At 49.9% G+C, this 16,446-nt stretch carries 15 protein-coding genes; 10 read left to right on the forward strand and 5 right to left on the reverse strand.

Annotation, left to right across the window (positions count from 1 at the left end; all coding sequences use genetic code 11):
• Window positions 1-111: 111 nt before the first annotated feature.
• From era to K3G39_RS12420, 4 genes are all read left to right on the forward strand, one after another.
• Window positions 112-999: a GTPase Era gene (gene era, locus K3G39_RS12405; protein WP_220626492.1), complete on the forward strand. Its 888-nt coding sequence runs from the start codon at window positions 112-114 to the stop codon at window positions 997-999.
• A gap of 63 nt (window positions 1,000-1,062) precedes the next feature.
• Window positions 1,063-2,376, forward strand: a complete 1,314-nt coding sequence (gene der / locus K3G39_RS12410; RefSeq protein ID WP_220626493.1) for a ribosome biogenesis GTPase Der — start codon at window positions 1,063-1,065, stop codon at window positions 2,374-2,376.
• 72 nt (window positions 2,377-2,448) lie between these two features.
• On the forward strand, window positions 2,449-2,634 hold the full coding sequence (locus K3G39_RS12415) for a hypothetical protein (protein WP_076423280.1): 186 nt from the start codon (window positions 2,449-2,451) through the stop codon (window positions 2,632-2,634).
• A gap of 143 nt (window positions 2,635-2,777) precedes the next feature.
• Entirely contained in the window at window positions 2,778-2,957 is a 180-nt protein-coding gene (locus tag K3G39_RS12420) for a hypothetical protein (protein ID WP_220626494.1), read from the forward strand.
• An 86-nt stretch (window positions 2,958-3,043) separates the two neighbouring features.
• On the opposite strand, the gene K3G39_RS12425 is transcribed toward K3G39_RS12420, so the two are convergent.
• On the reverse strand, window positions 3,044-3,613 hold the full coding sequence (locus tag K3G39_RS12425) for a hypothetical protein (protein ID WP_220626495.1): 570 nt from the start codon (window positions 3,611-3,613) through the stop codon (window positions 3,044-3,046).
• 223 nt (window positions 3,614-3,836) lie between these two features.
• On the opposite strand from K3G39_RS12425, the gene K3G39_RS12430 reads away from it, so the two are divergent.
• Window positions 3,837-4,919, forward strand: coding sequence for a hypothetical protein (locus tag K3G39_RS12430; RefSeq protein WP_220626496.1), 1,083 nt, complete (start codon window positions 3,837-3,839; stop codon window positions 4,917-4,919).
• Between the two features lie 88 nt (window positions 4,920-5,007).
• On the opposite strand, the gene murQ is transcribed toward K3G39_RS12430, so the two are convergent.
• The 4 genes from murQ to K3G39_RS12450 form a co-directional block, all read right to left on the reverse strand.
• The gene (gene murQ, locus K3G39_RS12435; RefSeq protein WP_220626497.1) at window positions 5,008-5,826 is read right to left on the reverse strand and encodes an N-acetylmuramic acid 6-phosphate etherase; all 819 of its coding nucleotides are present in this window, start codon (window positions 5,824-5,826) and stop codon (window positions 5,008-5,010) included.
• 43 nt (window positions 5,827-5,869) lie between these two features.
• Window positions 5,870-6,733, reverse strand: coding sequence for a hypothetical protein (locus K3G39_RS12440; RefSeq protein ID WP_220626498.1), 864 nt, complete (start codon window positions 6,731-6,733; stop codon window positions 5,870-5,872).
• 60 nt (window positions 6,734-6,793) lie between these two features.
• On the reverse strand, window positions 6,794-7,051 hold the full coding sequence (locus K3G39_RS12445) for a cytochrome b5 domain-containing protein (RefSeq protein WP_220626499.1): 258 nt from the start codon (window positions 7,049-7,051) through the stop codon (window positions 6,794-6,796).
• Between the two features lie 108 nt (window positions 7,052-7,159).
• Window positions 7,160-8,311 carry a formimidoylglutamase gene (locus K3G39_RS12450; RefSeq protein WP_220626500.1) on the reverse strand — a complete coding sequence of 384 codons (1,152 nt, stop codon included), beginning with the start codon at window positions 8,309-8,311 and terminating at the stop codon, window positions 7,160-7,162.
• 242 nt (window positions 8,312-8,553) lie between these two features.
• Here K3G39_RS12450 and K3G39_RS12455 point away from each other — a divergent pair, with 242 nt between their 5' ends.
• From K3G39_RS12455 to K3G39_RS12475, 5 genes are all read left to right on the forward strand, one after another.
• Complete coding sequence (locus K3G39_RS12455; RefSeq protein ID WP_220626501.1) at window positions 8,554-10,311, forward strand: long-chain fatty acid--CoA ligase; 1,758 nt, start codon at window positions 8,554-8,556, stop codon at window positions 10,309-10,311.
• 214 nt (window positions 10,312-10,525) lie between these two features.
• Window positions 10,526-10,960 (forward strand): MarR family winged helix-turn-helix transcriptional regulator, encoded by a 435-nt coding sequence (locus tag K3G39_RS12460; protein WP_220626502.1) that lies wholly within the window; start codon window positions 10,526-10,528, stop codon window positions 10,958-10,960.
• A gap of 26 nt (window positions 10,961-10,986) precedes the next feature.
• Complete coding sequence (locus K3G39_RS12465; protein WP_220626503.1) at window positions 10,987-13,389, forward strand: 3-hydroxyacyl-CoA dehydrogenase/enoyl-CoA hydratase family protein; 2,403 nt, start codon at window positions 10,987-10,989, stop codon at window positions 13,387-13,389.
• Window positions 13,390-13,418: 29 nt separating this feature from the next.
• Entirely contained in the window at window positions 13,419-14,597 is a 1,179-nt protein-coding gene (locus tag K3G39_RS12470) for an acetyl-CoA C-acyltransferase (protein ID WP_220626504.1), read from the forward strand.
• A gap of 35 nt (window positions 14,598-14,632) precedes the next feature.
• On the forward strand, window positions 14,633-16,429 hold the full coding sequence (locus K3G39_RS12475; RefSeq protein WP_220626505.1) for an acyl-CoA dehydrogenase family protein: 1,797 nt from the start codon (window positions 14,633-14,635) through the stop codon (window positions 16,427-16,429).
• Window positions 16,430-16,446 lie beyond the last annotated feature (17 nt).

Genomic DNA, 16,446 nt, shown 5'->3' on the forward strand with positions numbered 1-16,446 from the left:
AGAAATGTTTGCATCGTTGGTTACTAAATCACTCATTTAAAATTCAAATCCACACATTTTCACCGGGTTTCGTAAAAAAAGGAGTAATTTTGCAACCTTAAATTTTCAACAATGTCCGAAAATCCGCACAAAGCCGGTTTTGTAAGTATAGTAGGGAAGCCCAATGTAGGTAAATCTACGCTTATGAACGCCCTGGTGGGGGAAAAGCTGTCCATTATCACGTCCAAAGCCCAGACCACGCGTCATCGCATTATGGGTATCCTGAATGGCGATGATTTCCAGATCGTGTATTCTGATACGCCTGGTATCATTAAGCCGCAGTATGCTTTGCACGAGTCGATGATGAGTTTTGTTCGCACTTCTTTGGAGGATGCAGACATTATTTTGTTTGTGACGGACATTTATGAAAAGCATGACGAGGACGATGTGATCAAGCGCCTGCAGCACGCCGAGGTGCCGATTCTGCTGCTCATCAACAAGATCGATCAGGCCACAGAAGAAGAAGTGAACGAGAAGGTGGCTTACTGGCAGGAGAAGATGAACCCGACCGAGATTCACCCGATTTCGGCCTTGCATAATTTCGGAGTAGAGCAATTGTTCAACCGTTTGATGGCATTATTGCCAGAGCATCCGGCTTTTTATCCCAAAGATGAACTGACTGACAAGCCCGAGCGTTTCTTTGTGTCCGAGATCATCCGCGAGAAGATTTTCCTCAATTATAAAAAGGAAATTCCCTACAGCTGCGAAGTAGTGGTAGAGGAGTTCAAAGAGGAAGAAGACATCATCCGTATCCGGGCCGAGATCAGTGTGGAGCGCAAGAGCCAGAAAGGTATAGTGATTGGCCACAAAGGCGAGGCGCTGAAAAAAGTGGGAACGCAGGCCCGCGTGGATATGGAGCAGTTTTTTCAGAAAAAGATATTTCTTGATTTATACGTGCGCGTGAACGAGAACTGGCGAACCGACCAGAAGCTGCTGCGCCGATTCGGCTACAGCGAGTAGCGCACTATTAAAGCTTCGGGGCAAGGTGCTCCGGGGGCACTTTAACTACTTTATTTTTATTAGATGTCAACCAACATCATTGCAATTGTAGGTCGCCCGAACGTGGGCAAGTCTACGCTATTTAACCGCCTTGTAGGGCGCCGCCAAGCCATTATGGATAACGAGAGCGGTGTAACCCGCGACCGCAGCTACGGGCACGGCGACTGGACCGGCAAGTACTTCACCGTTATCGACACCGGTGGCTACGTGCACGGATCCGACGATATTTTTGAAGGAGAGATCAACAAGCAGGTAGAACTGGCTATTAAAGAAGCTGATGTAATTCTGTTTATGGTAGACGTGGAGGCAGGCGTAACCAGCCTGGACGAAGAGTTTGCCAACGTACTGCGCCGCACTGATAAGCCAATCTATGTAGTAGCCAACAAGGCTGATACCAATGCACGTGCGCATCAAATGGGAGAGTTCTATGCCTTAGGTTTAGGTATAGATATTTTCCCGATCTCATCGCAAAGCGGCTCCGGCACCGGCGACCTGCTGGACGAAGTAGTAAAGCATTTTAAAACGGAAGGTACAGAAGACCCGGATGTAGGTGTACCTAGACTGGCCGTGCTAGGCCGCCCGAACGTGGGTAAATCATCTTTTGTAAACCTGCTGCTGGGTGTGGAGCGTAACATCGTGACCGACATTGCCGGCACTACCCGCGATGCTATTGACTCGCGCTACAACGCCTTTGGGAAAGAGTTTATCATTGTAGATACAGCTGGTCTGCGTCGCAAGAGCAAAGTGAGCGAAGACATTGAGTTCTACTCCGTGATGCGTTCCGTGCGCGCCCTAGAGGATGCCGATGTGTGTATCGTGATGCTGGATGCAACCCGTGGCGTGGAGTCGCAGGACGTTAACATCATTACCCTGGCCGAGAAAAACCGCAAGGGCATCGTCATTCTGGTGAACAAGTGGGACCTGGTAGAAAAGGACACTCATAGCACCAAGCATTTTGAGGAAGCAATACTGAAGGCGATCGCACCGATCAAGTATGTGCCGATTATTTTCACGTCGGTGTCAACGAAGCAGCGTGTGCACAAGGCCATTGAAACTGCGATGGAGGTATACGAGCAGAAGACACGCAAAATTGCTACTTCCAAGCTCAACGATAAAATACTGCCGGAGATCGAGCGTTACCCGCCACCATCCATGAAAGGCAAGTTTATCAAGATTAAGTATGTAACGCAGCTGCCGACGCACAACCCGACGTTTGCGTTTTTCTGCAACCTGCCGCAGTACATCAAGGAGCCGTATACCCGCTACCTCGAGAACACGATCCGCAAGCATTTTGGCTTCGAAGGAGTACCGATCAAAGTGTTGTTTAAGAAAAAATAAGAGCTTCTGTATCAATATATTCAGATATACTGTTATATTTGAAGCTTCATCTTTAACCAATCACAAAACATTATGAAAAAAGTATTCGGTTTACTATTCGTTGCAGGTCTTTTCACTTTTGCATCATGCAATAACGCAGAAGAAACTGCAACTGATGTTGAGACTACTGAAACAGAAACTGTAGAGACAGTTGACGTTGAGACTGACATGGAGATGGACACCACTTCTGTAATGGAAGACACAACTACTGTTCAGTAATCACTGGTACCAGTACTACCTGTCGGCAACGTCAGGCAAAAGAAAAAAAGCACTCTTCGGAGTGCTTTTTTTATATATAACAAAACCTATGCTTATCGGGCTCGTACTGCAAGTAGCTTATTTCTCACCTTAACCAATCTATAATGAAAAAGCCAATTTTAATGATTCTCGCAGCCGGTCTGTTCACTTTCACTTTTGCATCATGCGATACGCGTGAGGAAAACACGCAGGAGAGAGTGGAGGACACAGCAGAAGACGTAGGTAACGACGTGGAAGATGCCGCTGATGAAGTAGAAGATGAAGCAAAAGATGTAGTGCAATAAGCACCTGGCAACATAAAAAAACCGGCAGATCCTGAAAAGGGTCTGCCGGTTTTTTTATACCTGATTACAAAAATATAGCCATCCTTTTACGCGCCAAGCCGCTTCTGGATCATGCTGTTTACCAACGCAAAGAGCCGCTTAGGTGTATAAGTCCGCCAGGGCAGTTCATCCAGGGTGCCTCCTGAGTTTATATAGGAATCGATGTTATAGCTGCGCATTTCACTGAGCACAAAATCACGGAAGCTGATGGCCGCGATCCAGCCTTCTTCCACATCCTCAAACCACTCTTCGTAATAGTCGTCTTCAGAACCATGGAAGTTAAACACATTCTCGCCTATCAGGATAAAATGTTTGATACCCTCCTGCACCAACGGATCGATGATATTGCGTTTTAGTTTCATGATGTCATTGTGAAGCGCATCGTTCCACTCGCCAATAAACTCAATCACGGCGAAGCCAAGTTCGTAGTCGGCATAGAGTATTTTCAGGTATAGCGTCTCAGAATCAATTTCGTCCCACTGCGGGTGTATGTAATAGCCATAGATGGTATTAGTGTATTGCGTGAGGCTGTTCTCGGCGCCATACAGCGGAGAGCGCGGGTCTTCGGTAGCTGAGTATAGCTCCAACCAATTATAAAAGGGTTCAATTGTGTGCATAGGTCAATTTGTTCTGCCATCTTCTTTAGCGTCTGGCCTTCGTCTGTCTACTTAAAGAATCTCGACAAAGTTGGCTATATTTAAGGAAGAAATTGCCCGATTAGTCAACTCCTGTGTGCTGATGCAGGTATAAGCAGGTACAAAATAACCGCTTGATATGCTAAGGCTGTCCTGCGTACGTTATAACATGGCACGTTCCAACTGAAAACACCACCCATTTCTTATGCAGTTCACATTCACCACCAATTTTCTTAAACCGGCAGTGACCATACTCTTCTTACTGGCATTGCTGAGTTTTAGTACGCAGGCATTAGCCAAACTAGATTATACCAAGGAGTATCATCCACGCATCAATAAAGCTGAGAGGCTGGTGATGGCAAAAGATTATGCAGAAGCTCTGGAAACTTACCAGCAGGCTTTTGCAGCGGTGCCCCACGGTTTTGCCCGCGACTACTACAATGCCGCCGTGTGTGCCGCACTTACAGGTCACGAAAAACAAGGTATAGATTATCTGGAGAAGCTCGTAGGAAAAGGTGTTTCCCTGGAGTATCTGGAACAGCAAGAGACACTTGACACCCTGAGAGCACACAAAGCCTGGAAGAAGTTTGCGAAAAAATACCCGAAGCGCCGCAAAGCTTTCCGTGAGAACACAAACATAGACCTGCGTGCCGACCTGGATGAACTCTGGGCACGGGATCAGTTTTTCCGCCAGGCGAAGGGAGGCCTGCGCGTGCATGCCGATACGATCAGAAAGATAGAAGCAGACAACGTGAAAAGACTTTTGGCCTGGATCAGTAAGCACGGCTACCCGGGAGAGGAACTGATAGGCCTGCCAGACACGCTGGAGGTATTGCCACGCTTTAGCATCGTGATTCAGCGACAGACCACCGCCCGCAACGGCTTTGATTTTAAAAAGGTGCTCACCCAGGCCGTGCAGGAAGGTAAACTCGACCCGCAGGCTGCTGCCTACCTGATGGACCAGCAGCAGGGGAAAAACCTGTATCGGTCCAAAGTGCTGGCCCGCGTTATCTGTAATAAACCGGAAGACTGTAAAGACGATGAAGAATTCGGGGACCTGTCCAGCCGCTATTTGGTGCAGCGGATGAGCGAGGAGGAAGAGACAAAGGCGAACGAACTCCGGCAGGAACTTGGTCTGGAACCTGTGGCAGACTACCGTGAGAAAATGCGGTATGCCATAAAAGACGATCGCTTTAAATTAGGTTACGATTGGGCGGTGATCAATTATAAAGTGCCGAGCAAAGAGGCCGCAAAAGTACTTGTGGAGAGTATGGCCATATTGGATTAGAAGTTTACAGGTATACAATAAAACAGATCGGCCTGCCAGTTTTAAAAATTACTGGCAGGCCGATCTGTTTTGTCAGGTATAGGTTTTCTTATGAAATGCTATTGCCGTTACGGTAGGCCTCAATGGCGGCGCGAACACTGCCATACTTTTTGAGTAAAGCAGCAGCTTCCGGTTTTGCCAGTTGCAATTCTTCCATCAGCATACGTGTGCCGCGTTCCACCAGCTTGGTGTTGGATAGCTGCATGTCTACCATTTTGTTGCCTCTCACGTGGCCCAGCTGTATCATGGTAGTTGTTGTGAGCATGTTGAGAACCAGTTTCTGGGCAGTGCCAGCTTTCATGCGGGTGCTGCCAGTTACAAATTCCGGGCCTGTAACCACTTCCACAGGATAGTCAGCGGTGGCGGCTACAGGGCTGTTGACATTGCACACAATGCAACCGGTGGCTATACCTAGGCGGTGGCAGGCTTCAAGGCCTCCTACTACATAGGGTGTAGTGCCAGATGCGGCTATACCTACCACCATGTCCTTGTCTGTGATGTTATGCTCCTGCAGGTCTTTCCATGCCTGTTTAGTGTCGTCTTCCGCAAACTCCACCGCCTTCCGGATAGCACTATCGCCGCCCGCTATAATACCGATTACCATACCATGCGGCACACCAAAAGTAGGAGGGCATTCCGATGCGTCTACTATTCCTAATCTGCCGCTGGTACCTGCCCCGATGTAAAAAAGCCTGCCACCCTCGCGGAGACGTTTCACAGTAGCGTTTACCAGGCTTTCTATTTGCGGTATAACGCGTTCAACGGCTATTGGTACACTTTTGTCTTCCTGGTTGATGCAGGTAAGCAGCTCGTGAACGGGCATTTGCTCTAATCTATCGTAGAGAGAGTCGGATTCGGTAGTAGACACTGTGATGATGGATCAAATTGAATTCAGAAAATAATTATACGCGCTATTGGGCATTCTGCATTTTGAGCAGCTCCTGATGGTACTTGATCAGGCCTTCGCTTGGACTGGAGATAATAACTCCGATGCGGCAGCCATATTTCTTTGCCACCAGCTTAAGTGTGTCCGAGAAGTGAAACGCGATAGACCCTACAAAGTTTACAGGGAGCTCACCGAAGCCCTCATACTTGCTGACATGGCGCTCAAAGAACTCCTCAAAGTTCTCATAAATCATTTCCTTGATCACCGGATTCTTGCGCTTCTCGTGCATGAATTTGGCAAAAGTTGCCAGGTACTGGCTAGGTATATCAGAACCGTATACCGCATCCAGTACGCCGTTCTTGGTTAGGTTATACCTGTTTTTAAGCGAGGTTGCCAACTCATCAGGTAGCTCGCGGTACATGTAAGCTTTGATGAGCAGCTTGCCCAGGTAGGCTCCACTTCCTTCGTCCCCCATCAGGAAACCCAGCGAAGTGACATTGTCGATGATGTTTTTGCCGTCGTACAGGCAGGAGTTGGAGCCTGTCCCCAAAATACAGGCTATACCTGGTTTGTGACCGCACAAGGCACGTGCAGCTGCCAGCAGGTCGTGGTCTACGTAGTTAGGCACGCCGGGGAAGGCACGGCTCAGGGCGTCTTCTACACGCTTATTGCGCTCCGGGGAGCTGCAGCCGGCACCATAGTAATAAATGGCGCTGATGTTTCGCTCTTTTAACTGAGGCAGCAGCTCATTCTCAAAAACGCTGTAGATCTTGTCCGTATCCAGGTATTGGGGGTTGATGCCAGTGGTGGTTACCTGTTCATACTCGTTGTCGGTATCAATTGTACGCCAGTCTGTCTTGGTAGAGCCGCTGTCAGCTATCAGAATCATAGTATTGGTAAATTATGGTTGCTCAGGAGCCTGCCTTCGCTGGCAGGAAACTCCCCATGTTTATTTTCGGTATACTGAGTTTTTGACTTTTCCGATCACATCAAATTTGTCAAACACATATTCGGTATGCGGCGCATCCTTCAGCTCCTCGGTCAGGTCTTGTCCGGCCCAGTGCTCGTAGTGGTTGCCGCTCCGCCACAGTCTTGATTTCTGTACATCATAAATCAGCCCTTTGTAGGCGACCCATACCTCGTCCCGGTCCTGGCCGTTGCGCAGGGCGAGTTGTTGCAGGGTATACGTCGGGAGATTTTCTTCCATTAAATCGCCGGCTCCACAGGGCCCGGGTTGCAAATATAATAATACTGTCCTAGTGATTGGGGCAAACGGAGCAGAATCAGGTTTGTTTCTTTGTCGGGCTCTTAGGGTTTAGCCGATGCGGGCCTGCGTCAGGATCCAGCGGTTGGGTACCTCACCTTTAATGGCCTGCAGGTAGTCTTCGTAGCTGCAGGGCACAATGCGCGGGCTTTTCTCGTCCGAGAGAGGCTCTACTTCCATCCACCACTTTTCGCTCACCTTGCTTTTGTAGAAGGTCATACGCTCGGGGTTGTCGTTAAAAGCTACGGCATATTTGGTAAACTTGCTGGAGCTGAACTCTGTTTCGTGCTTGCGGTGGTAAAAGCCCTCGATGAAGTACCACACCATGGTGGCAATGGTCATGGCTGTGAGTTCCTGGCCATCTTGTGAGGTATCGTATTCATAGATTCCCAGCGATGTCATCTGGTCGCTCATACCTGCATACCAGCAAAGTTGGCAAGCCTCTTCGCCTGTAAGCCCAAATGGGTTAGCCGGGGTATAGCCTGGCGCATCCTGGTGGCGTATAGCAGATATATCGAAGGTAAGGAGGTCAGCCTGGCGTACAACGGGCTCCATTTCCTGTACACGCTGGCGCACTTCGCCCACACGGTAAGCCTCGAAATGAAGCTTCTCGAAAGTAGCCATCACCTCCGGGTCCACCAGGTACGACTGAAAGCCAATCTGGCCCAGGCTGAAGAGATAATTCGGCTCGTGCATCAGAATCTGGCGCAGTTGCTTTTTGTTGGCAGGCACTTCACTGTCTTCGGTCATATCGACGCTGCTGTCCACGGTTACCATGTTCACGGCGCGCTCCAGGTGCTCGTAACCCATGTACTGGCCGTACTCCAGGTCATGTGAACCGCCAATTATGACAGGTATCGTATTATGCGATAGCAGGATTTCCACAATTTCCTTCAAGCGCAGGTAAGTGTCGTCGAGTGTTATACCTGGGCGCAGGTTACCCAAATCGACTATGTTGCAGCGTCCGGCTCCTTTGTGCAGGTTGTACAGTTTTTTGCGCACTGCACGCGCCGGAGTCACTTCTGATACAGTTTCTTCTCCCCGCCCACGTGTTTCATTTACACCCAGCAGGGCAATATCGGCAGAGCGCCAGTCCGGGAATTTACCCGTAAAACGGCCAATGTAAGCGCCGAGCGTACGCGGCTTGTCCAGCAGTGCAAAAATGTCCTCGTTCAGAGGCTCAAAGAAGATGGAAAGGTTCATAAAGCTGTATCAGGAAGGTCAAATATAGCAAAAATGCAGCTTTTGTAAGCGGCTTTTGGTTAAGTATAACTTTTTAGGGTAAAAAGTACTATCAATATAAGGATTAACAAATATTTGTGCAGGCAGGTATAGAAATTTCAGAAAAAAATCATTAAAATGCATTAAAGAACATAGGCAAGACTAAAGTTGCGCCAACAAACTCACTGCCTTTACAAACACTGACTCTAACCTAAGTAAACACCATGAACGTAACCCGGACTCTTGATTTGCTGCCTTTTCAGCTGCAAAACTCGCCACAGCCAGACTGTTTGGCTACTAAAATAAACGGACAGTGGGTAAAATACAGTACACAGGATGTGCAGGACACTGCCAACCAGGTGAGCCTTGGTCTGTTGAAACTAGGTATAGGGAAAGGCGATAAAGTGGCCATCATATCCCTGAACCGTCCGGAGTGGGTTTTTGCTGACTTTGGTATTCAGCAGATAGGTGCTGTGAGCGTTCCCATGTACCCCACCATCACCGTGGAGGATTACCGCTATATTTTCAACGATGCGGAAGTGAAGGCTGTGTTTGTCTCTGACGCAGAACTCTATAATAAAGTAGTAGCCGCTACCGCGGGAATGGAGAGCATCAAAGAGATCTATACCTTCGATGAAATAAGCGGGGCCAAGCACTGGAAAGAAGTGATGAAAATGGCGGAAGGAGAAGATGTGAGCCAACTCGACCCGATGAAGGCTGCCGTTTCTCCTGACGATGTCCTGACCATTATCTATACCTCCGGTACAACCGGTAACCCGAAAGGGGTGATGCTGACGCACAATAACATTATCAGCAACGTGACGGGCACCCTGCCTTATGTACCTGTTAACAGGTCACACCGCGCGCTGAGCTTCCTGCCGCTTTGCCATATTTTTGAGCGTATGCTCCTTTATTTATACATGCGCATCGGAGTGTCGATCTACTATGCCGAGAGTATCGAAAAAGTGGCCGATAACCTGAAAGAGGTGCAGCCGCATGTGTTCACCACGGTGCCGCGTCTGCTCGAGAAGGTATACGACAAGATTGTGGCCAAAGGCATGGAACTGACAGGTATAAAGCGCAAGCTTTTCTTCTGGGCACTGGAACTCGGTCTGGAATACGATACCCGCGAAGACAAAGGCTGGTGGTATAACAAACAGCTGGAACTCGCCAACAAACTTATCTTCAGCAAATGGCGCGAGGCACTTGGCGGCAATGTTATTGCCATTGTATCGGGTGGTGCAGCACTGCAGCCGCGGCTGGCCCGTGTATTCTGGTCGGCTAACATCCGCGTGATGGAAGGCTATGGTTTGACAGAAACCTCACCGGTAATAGCAGTGAATCGCTTTGAGCCGGAAAACAACGCCATTGGTACGGTTGGCCTGCCAATTGACGGCGTGGAGGTGAAGATTGCCGAGGACGGCGAGATTCTCACCCGCGGTCCACACGTAATGAAAGGCTACTACAATAAACCTGACCTGACGGACGAAGTAATCGATGCGGAGGGCTGGTTCCACACCGGCGACATTGGTGTGCTGGTAGACGGCAAGTACGTGAAGATAACCGACCGTAAGAAAGAGATGTTCAAGACCTCGGGTGGCAAGTACGTAGCCCCGCAGCCAATCGAGAACAAGCTGAAAGAGTCAGTAGTGATTGAACAGGCCATGGTAGTAGGAGCCGGACAGAAATACGCCGCTGCCCTTATCGTTCCTTCATTCCTGGGTCTGCAGGACTGGTGCGCCCACAAAGGTATACCCTATACCTCTGATGCCGATATGATAAAGAAACCAGAGATTCTGGAGAAGTATAAGCGTGAGATAGACAAAGCGAACGAAGGACTGGCGCAGTACGAGACGATTAAGAAGTTCACACTCGTGCCGAACATGTGGACCGTGGAAAGCGGCGAACTAACACCAACCCTGAAGGTGAAACGCAAAAACATTACGACCAACTACCAGCAGGAAATAAACGCGATGTTCTAGAAGCGCCCATATATCCGACAGTAAAAACCCTTTCCATACCGGATAGGGTTTTTTGTTTGTAACCATTCTTCGGATTATACATAAACTATAGCAAAAGGTACTATAACACGTAATCCGCTTTATGTTGTGAGGTCGGAAAGGGAATTAATTTTTTCTCTAAAATAGTATGCTTGCATAACATTATTTTATATATTTGGTATAAACACTATAATGCATGAAGCCTGAAGAGACCGTAGATTATAATGTAAAGGTATGTTGGCATGCTATCTCCCGTATGTATAATACAGAGGCTGCCAAAAACGACATTACCACTTCCATAGGATTCGTATTACTCAACATCAACCAGGAGACAGGTACTCCCGCCACTAAAATTGCCCCTTTGCTTGGGCTGGAGGCACGCAGCCTGACCCGCATCCTGAAAAGCATGGAGGAGAAAGGCCTTATCTACAAAGTGTCGGATGACAAGGACAAGCGGTTGGTGCGGATTTTCCTGACGGAGAAAGGGCTCGAGAAAAAAGAGGTGTCGCGTCGTACGGTGCTGCATTTTAACCACAAAGTGCAGGCGGCTATACCCCAGGAAGAACTTGATATTTTTTTCCGGGTGTCTGAGCGCATCATCAACATGATCGAAAACAAAGAGATTTTCTAACCATAGTAGACCATCAAGCTTTTTCTATGAAGAGATTAATTAAGAAAGTAGCCGTGCTGGGTTCCGGCGTAATGGGCTCCCGCATTGCCTGCCACTTTGCCAACATTGGGGTGCAGGTGCTGCTGCTCGACATCGTGCCGCGCGAACTTACCCCCGACGAGGAGAAAAAAGGGCTCACGCTGGAAAGCAAGCACGTCCGAAACCGCATTGTGAACAGTGCGCTGGAGGCAGCCATCAAATCCAATCCTTCGCCGCTCTACCGCAGGTCTGATGCCCGCCTGATCCAGACCGGCAACTTGGAGGACAATATGAAGGACATCGCTACCGCCGACTGGATTATTGAGGTAGTGGTGGAGAACCTGAAGATCAAGAAAACGGTGTTTGACCAGGTGGAACAACATCGCAAGCCAGGCACGCTGATCACCTCCAACACATCAGGTATACCTATCCATATGATGCTGGAGGGGCGTTCCGATGATTTCAAAATACACTTCTGCGGTACGCATTTCTTCAACCCGCCGCGCTACCTTAAACTCTTGGAAATTATTCCTACGTCGGAAACAGACCAAAGTGTGGTTGACTTCCTGATGCACTACGGCGACCTATACCTTGGCAAGACTACGGTACTGGCTAAGGACACGCCGGCTTTCATTGCAAACCGTGTGGGTATATACGCCATCATGCAAGGCCTGCAGGTGATGAACAAACTCGGCCTGAACATAGACGAAGTAGACCGTATCTCCGGCCCGATCATCGGTCGTCCAAAGTCAGCTACATTCCGCACGCTAGATGTGGTAGGTCTGGACACTTTAGCAAACGTAGCCAACGGCTTGTACCAGACCGGCGAGCAGGATGAGTCACGTGAGTTGTTTAAGCTGCCGGATTACCTGCAGAAGATGGTAGAAAACAAATGGCTGGGCGACAAGACCGGTCAGGGTTTCTACAAAAAGACAAAAGACGCCAAAGGCAAGACTGAAATTCTGACGCTCGACCTGAACACAATGGAGTACGCCCCAAAACAGCGTGCTAAGTTCCAGAGTCTGGAAGTGCTAAAGTCAATCGAAGACCTGAAGAAGCGGGTAAAAGCCTTCTCCAAGCAAAGCGATAAGGCTGCGCACTTCCTCAACGAGTCCCTCTTTGGGCTGTTCCAGTATGTGAGCAACCGTATACCTGAAATTTCTGACGAGCTATACCGTATCGATGACGCCATGCGTGCCGGCTTTGGCTGGGAACTGGGTCCGTTCGAGTACTGGGACGTGATCGGTGCCCGCGAAGGGGTGCAGCGCATGATTGAGGCTGGTTACCAGCCGGCGGCCTGGGTAGAGGAGATGCTCAATAACGGTAAAGAGTCTTTCTACATCGTGGAAAACGGCAACCGCCGTTACTACGACATCCAGAGTAAAGAATACAAAGCTATACCTGGCGCTGAGAACTTCATCATTCTCGACAACCTGCGCAGCAACAACGTGGTGTGGAAAAACACAGGAGCAAGCTTGATTGACCTCGGTGATGGTATCCTGAATGTGGAGTTTCATACTAAAATGAACACCATCGGTGGCGATGTGATCATGGCGCTTAACAAAGGTATAGAGCTTGCCGAGAAGGATTTTCGTGGCATGGTAGTAAGTAACCAGGGTGCCAATTTCTCTGCCGGTGCCAACGTGGGTCTTATCTACATGTACGCTTTGGATCAGGATTATGATGAACTGAACATGATCATACGCCAGTTCCAGAACACGATGATGCGCATGCGCTACTCGGCTATACCTGTAGTAGGCGCGCCGCACGGACTTACGCTGGGTGGCGGCTGCGAACTCAACCTGCATTGCGACCACGTGCAGGCTGCGGCTGAGACTTACATGGGTCTGGTGGAGTTTGGCGTGGGCCTTATACCTGGTGGTGGTGGCACCAAAGAAATGACGCTCCGCGCAGCCGAGATGTACGAAGACGGCGACATCGAATATAACACGCTCAAAAATATCTACCTGAACATAGGTATGGCCAAGGTGTCAACTTCAGCGAAAGAGGCCTTTGATCTGGGCTTTATGCGACAGGGCGATGCTATTACGCTCAACAGCAACCGACTGATTGCAGACGCAAAGGCGCAGGCGATACGTCTGGCCGAGGCAGGGTATACGCAGCCGGCTAAAAAGACCAACATCAAGGTACAGGGCAAAGGCGCGTTGGGCATGTTCCTGACGGGAGCCAATGCCATGGTAAGCGGCCGTTACATTTCGGAGCACGACCAGAAGATATCGCACAAACTGGCTTATGTGATGTGCGGAGGCGATCTATCGGCCCCGACCGAGGTGAGCGAGCAATACCTGCTGGATCTGGAGCGCGAAGCCTTCCTGTCACTGACTGGTGAGCGCAAAACACTCGAGCGCATCCAGAGCATCCTGACTACAGGTAAGCCGCTGAGAAATTAAGTTTAGTATAAACTATAAAAAGCATCAAAATGAACAACGCATATATCGTAGCCGGATTTCGTAGCGCAGTAGGCAAAGCCGGGCGCGGCGGCTTCCGGTTCACCAGACCCGATGACCTGGCCGCTGACGTCATCAAACATCTTTTGGCCTCAGTGCCTGCCCTTGACCCGGAGCGCGTAGACGACCTCATTGTGGGTAACGCTGTGCCGGAAGCGGAGCAAGGCCTGCAGATCGGCCGTATGGTGTCCTTGCTGGCGCTTCCTATGTCGGTATCCGGTATGACTGTGAACCGCTACTGCGGATCGGGCGTCGAGACCATTGCTATTGCCAGCAACCGCATCGCGGCAGGTATGGCCGACTGCATTATCGCAGGTGGTACCGAGTCGATGTCGATGGTGCCGACAGCGGGTTGGAAGACCGTGCCGAACTACAACATCTCGAAAAACAACCCTGATTGGTACCTGAGCATGGGCCTGACAGCGGAGGCAGTGGCCGCCGACTACAGTGTTTCACGTGAAGACCAGGATGAATTTGCTTTTAACTCGCACCAGAAAGCAATAAACGCCATCAATAACGGCTACTTCAAAGACCAGATCGTGCCGATCACGGTAGAGGAAACTTATGTGGACGAGAACGGCAAGAAGAAAACCCGGTCTTATGTAGTAGATACGGACGAAGGCCCTCGCGCTGATACGTCTATGGAGGCGCTGGCACGTCTGAAGCCTGTGTTTGCTGCTGGTGGTTCGGTAACGGCTGGCAACTCGTCTCAGACCTCAGACGGAGCGGCTTTTGTGGTCGTGATGAGCGAGCGTATGGTGAAGGAGCTGAACCTGGAGCCAATAGCACGCCTGGTAAGCTACGGCACTGGCGGTGTGGATCCACGCATTATGGGTATGGGTCCGATCGCCGCCGTTCCGAAAGCCCTGAAAATGGCTGGCATGACCCTCAACGACATCGACCTGATCGAGATGAACGAGGCCTTCGCGGCTCAGTCTATCGCCGTCATGCGCCATCTGGAGTTCGATCCAGCCAAACTGAACATCAACGGTGGTGCTATTGCCTTGGGTCACCCGCTTGGTTGCTCTGGTGCCAAGCTGAGCGTGCAGCTCTTTAGTGACCTGCGCCGCACTGGTGGCAAGCATGGCATTGTGACAGCCTGCGTTGGCGGCGGTCAGGGTGTAGCCGGCATCTATGAATTACTCAAATAAAAAATCTGTACCTAAAACACTAATCATAATCTGCCATGGAAAATGTAACAGATAACAAGAAGGCCACTGTTCGCGGTGGTGAGTTTTTGATCAAAGAAACGAATTCGCAGGACGTGTTTATACCTGCCGAGTTCAGCGAGGAGCAGCGCATGATGGCACAAACCTGTCTGGACTTTGTGCGCGAAGAAGTGAACCCGCTGCTCGAGCGCCTCGACAATCACGAAGAAGGTCTGATGGAAGGCTTGATGAAAAAAGCTGGAGAGCTTGGACTGTTTGCTGTATCCATGCCGGAGCAATACGGTGGTCTGAACATGGACTTTAATACTTCGCTTCTGGTAACAGAATCAGTAGGTGGTGGACACTCCTTCCCGGTGGCTTTTGCGGCACACACAGGTATAGGTATGCTGCCGATCCTGTATTTCGGTACAGATGAGCAGAAAGCGAACTATCTGCCGAAATTGACTTCAGGCGAATGGGCAGCAGCTTACTGCCTCACTGAGCCGGGTTCCGGTTCCGATGCCCTGGCAGCCAAAACCAAGGCGGTATTGAATGAGGCCGGTACACACTACATCCTGAACGGTCAGAAAATGTGGATCACAAACGCTGGCTTCGCCGATGTGTTCATTGTGTTCGCGCAGGTAGACGGCGATAAATTCACAGGCTTCATTGTAGAGAAAAATTACCCAGGACTGAGCCTTGGCAACGAGGAGCATAAAATGGGTATCAAAGGTTCTTCTACACGCCAGGTGTTCCTGTCGGACTGCGAAGTGCCGAAAGAGAACGTATTGGGTGAGATCGGCAAAGGTCACCTGATTGCTTTCAATATTCTTAACATCGGTCGTATCAAGCTTTGCGCTGCTACCTTGGGCGCTGCTAAAAAAGTAGCGGATCTGTCGGTGAAGTATGCCAACGAGCGCCAGCAGTTCAAACTGCCAATCTCAAAATTTGGTGCTATACGCTACAAACTAGCAGAGCAGGCCATCCGCATCTATGCTGTGGAGTCAGCCTTGTACCGCTGCGGAATGGACATCTATCGCAAAGAGCAGGAGTTGTTGGCTGCCGGTAAAGGCGAGAACGAAGCCATGCTGGGTGCCGCCCGCGAGTTTGCCGTCGAGTGTGCCATCCTGAAAGTAGAAGGCTCTGAAGTACTGGACTACGTTGTAGACGAAGGCGTGCAGATCTACGGTGGTTACGGCTTTTCAGCAGACTACCCAATGGACCGCGCCTACCGCGATTCACGCATCAACCGCATCTTTGAGGGCACCAACGAAATCAACCGCATGCTTACCGTAGACATGATCCTGAAAAAGGCCATGAACGGCGAGTTAGACCTGATGGGGCCTGCGCAAAACGTGCAAAACGAACTGATGGCTATACCTGATTTCGGTGAGGAAGAAGAAGGCCTGTTTGCCGCTGAGCACAAAGCGATCCGTAACCTGAAGAAAGCGATTCTGATGGTGGCGGGTACAGCGGTGCAGAAGTACATGAACTCGCTGGCCAAAGAGCAGGAGATTTTGATGAACATCGCTGACATGGCTATCAAGACTTACGTGGCGGAGTCAACGCTGCTGCGTGTAGAGAAACTGGTAGGTATGAAAGGTGAGAATGCCGTGGCCAATCAGATCGACATTGTACGCGTAACCGTGAACGATGCCGTGGATACTGCCTTCCTGGCTGGTAAAGATGCCATTGCCTCTATGGTAGAAGGCGACGAACAGCGCCTCTTGTTCATGGGCCTGAAGCGTTTCACCAAAAAAGACCTCTACAACACCAAAGAAGCACGCCGCCGCATAGCAGCTTCTATGATCGAGGCAAACGAATTTGTGTACTAGATTCTGACAAATCTATA

The organism is Pontibacter sp. HSC-14F20, from assembly GCF_019599265.1.
Classification (GTDB): Bacteria; Bacteroidota; Bacteroidia; order Cytophagales; family Hymenobacteraceae; genus Pontibacter.

Excerpts from the sequence above, each read along its gene's own strand:
- era (WP_220626492.1), top strand. The coding sequence starts at position 112 with ATGTCCGAAAATCCGCACAAAGCCGGTTTTGTAAGTATAGTAGGGAAG.
- der (WP_220626493.1), top strand. The coding sequence starts at position 1,063 with ATGTCAACCAACATCATTGCAATTGTAGGTCGCCCGAACGTGGGCAAG.
- K3G39_RS12415 (WP_076423280.1), top strand. The coding sequence starts at position 2,449 with ATGAAAAAAGTATTCGGTTTACTATTCGTTGCAGGTCTTTTCACTTTT.
- K3G39_RS12420 (WP_220626494.1), top strand. The coding sequence starts at position 2,778 with ATGAAAAAGCCAATTTTAATGATTCTCGCAGCCGGTCTGTTCACTTTC.
- K3G39_RS12425 (WP_220626495.1), bottom strand. The coding sequence starts at position 3,613 with ATGCACACAATTGAACCCTTTTATAATTGGTTGGAGCTATACTCAGCT.
- K3G39_RS12430 (WP_220626496.1), top strand. The coding sequence starts at position 3,837 with ATGCAGTTCACATTCACCACCAATTTTCTTAAACCGGCAGTGACCATA.
- K3G39_RS12440 (WP_220626498.1), bottom strand. The coding sequence starts at position 6,733 with ATGATTCTGATAGCTGACAGCGGCTCTACCAAGACAGACTGGCGTACA.
- K3G39_RS12445 (WP_220626499.1), bottom strand. The coding sequence starts at position 7,051 with ATGGAAGAAAATCTCCCGACGTATACCCTGCAACAACTCGCCCTGCGC.
- K3G39_RS12450 (WP_220626500.1), bottom strand. The coding sequence starts at position 8,311 with ATGAACCTTTCCATCTTCTTTGAGCCTCTGAACGAGGACATTTTTGCA.
- K3G39_RS12455 (WP_220626501.1), top strand. The coding sequence starts at position 8,554 with ATGAACGTAACCCGGACTCTTGATTTGCTGCCTTTTCAGCTGCAAAAC.
- K3G39_RS12460 (WP_220626502.1), top strand. The coding sequence starts at position 10,526 with ATGAAGCCTGAAGAGACCGTAGATTATAATGTAAAGGTATGTTGGCAT.
- K3G39_RS12465 (WP_220626503.1), top strand. The coding sequence starts at position 10,987 with ATGAAGAGATTAATTAAGAAAGTAGCCGTGCTGGGTTCCGGCGTAATG.
- K3G39_RS12470 (WP_220626504.1), top strand. The coding sequence starts at position 13,419 with ATGAACAACGCATATATCGTAGCCGGATTTCGTAGCGCAGTAGGCAAA.
- K3G39_RS12475 (WP_220626505.1), top strand. The coding sequence starts at position 14,633 with ATGGAAAATGTAACAGATAACAAGAAGGCCACTGTTCGCGGTGGTGAG.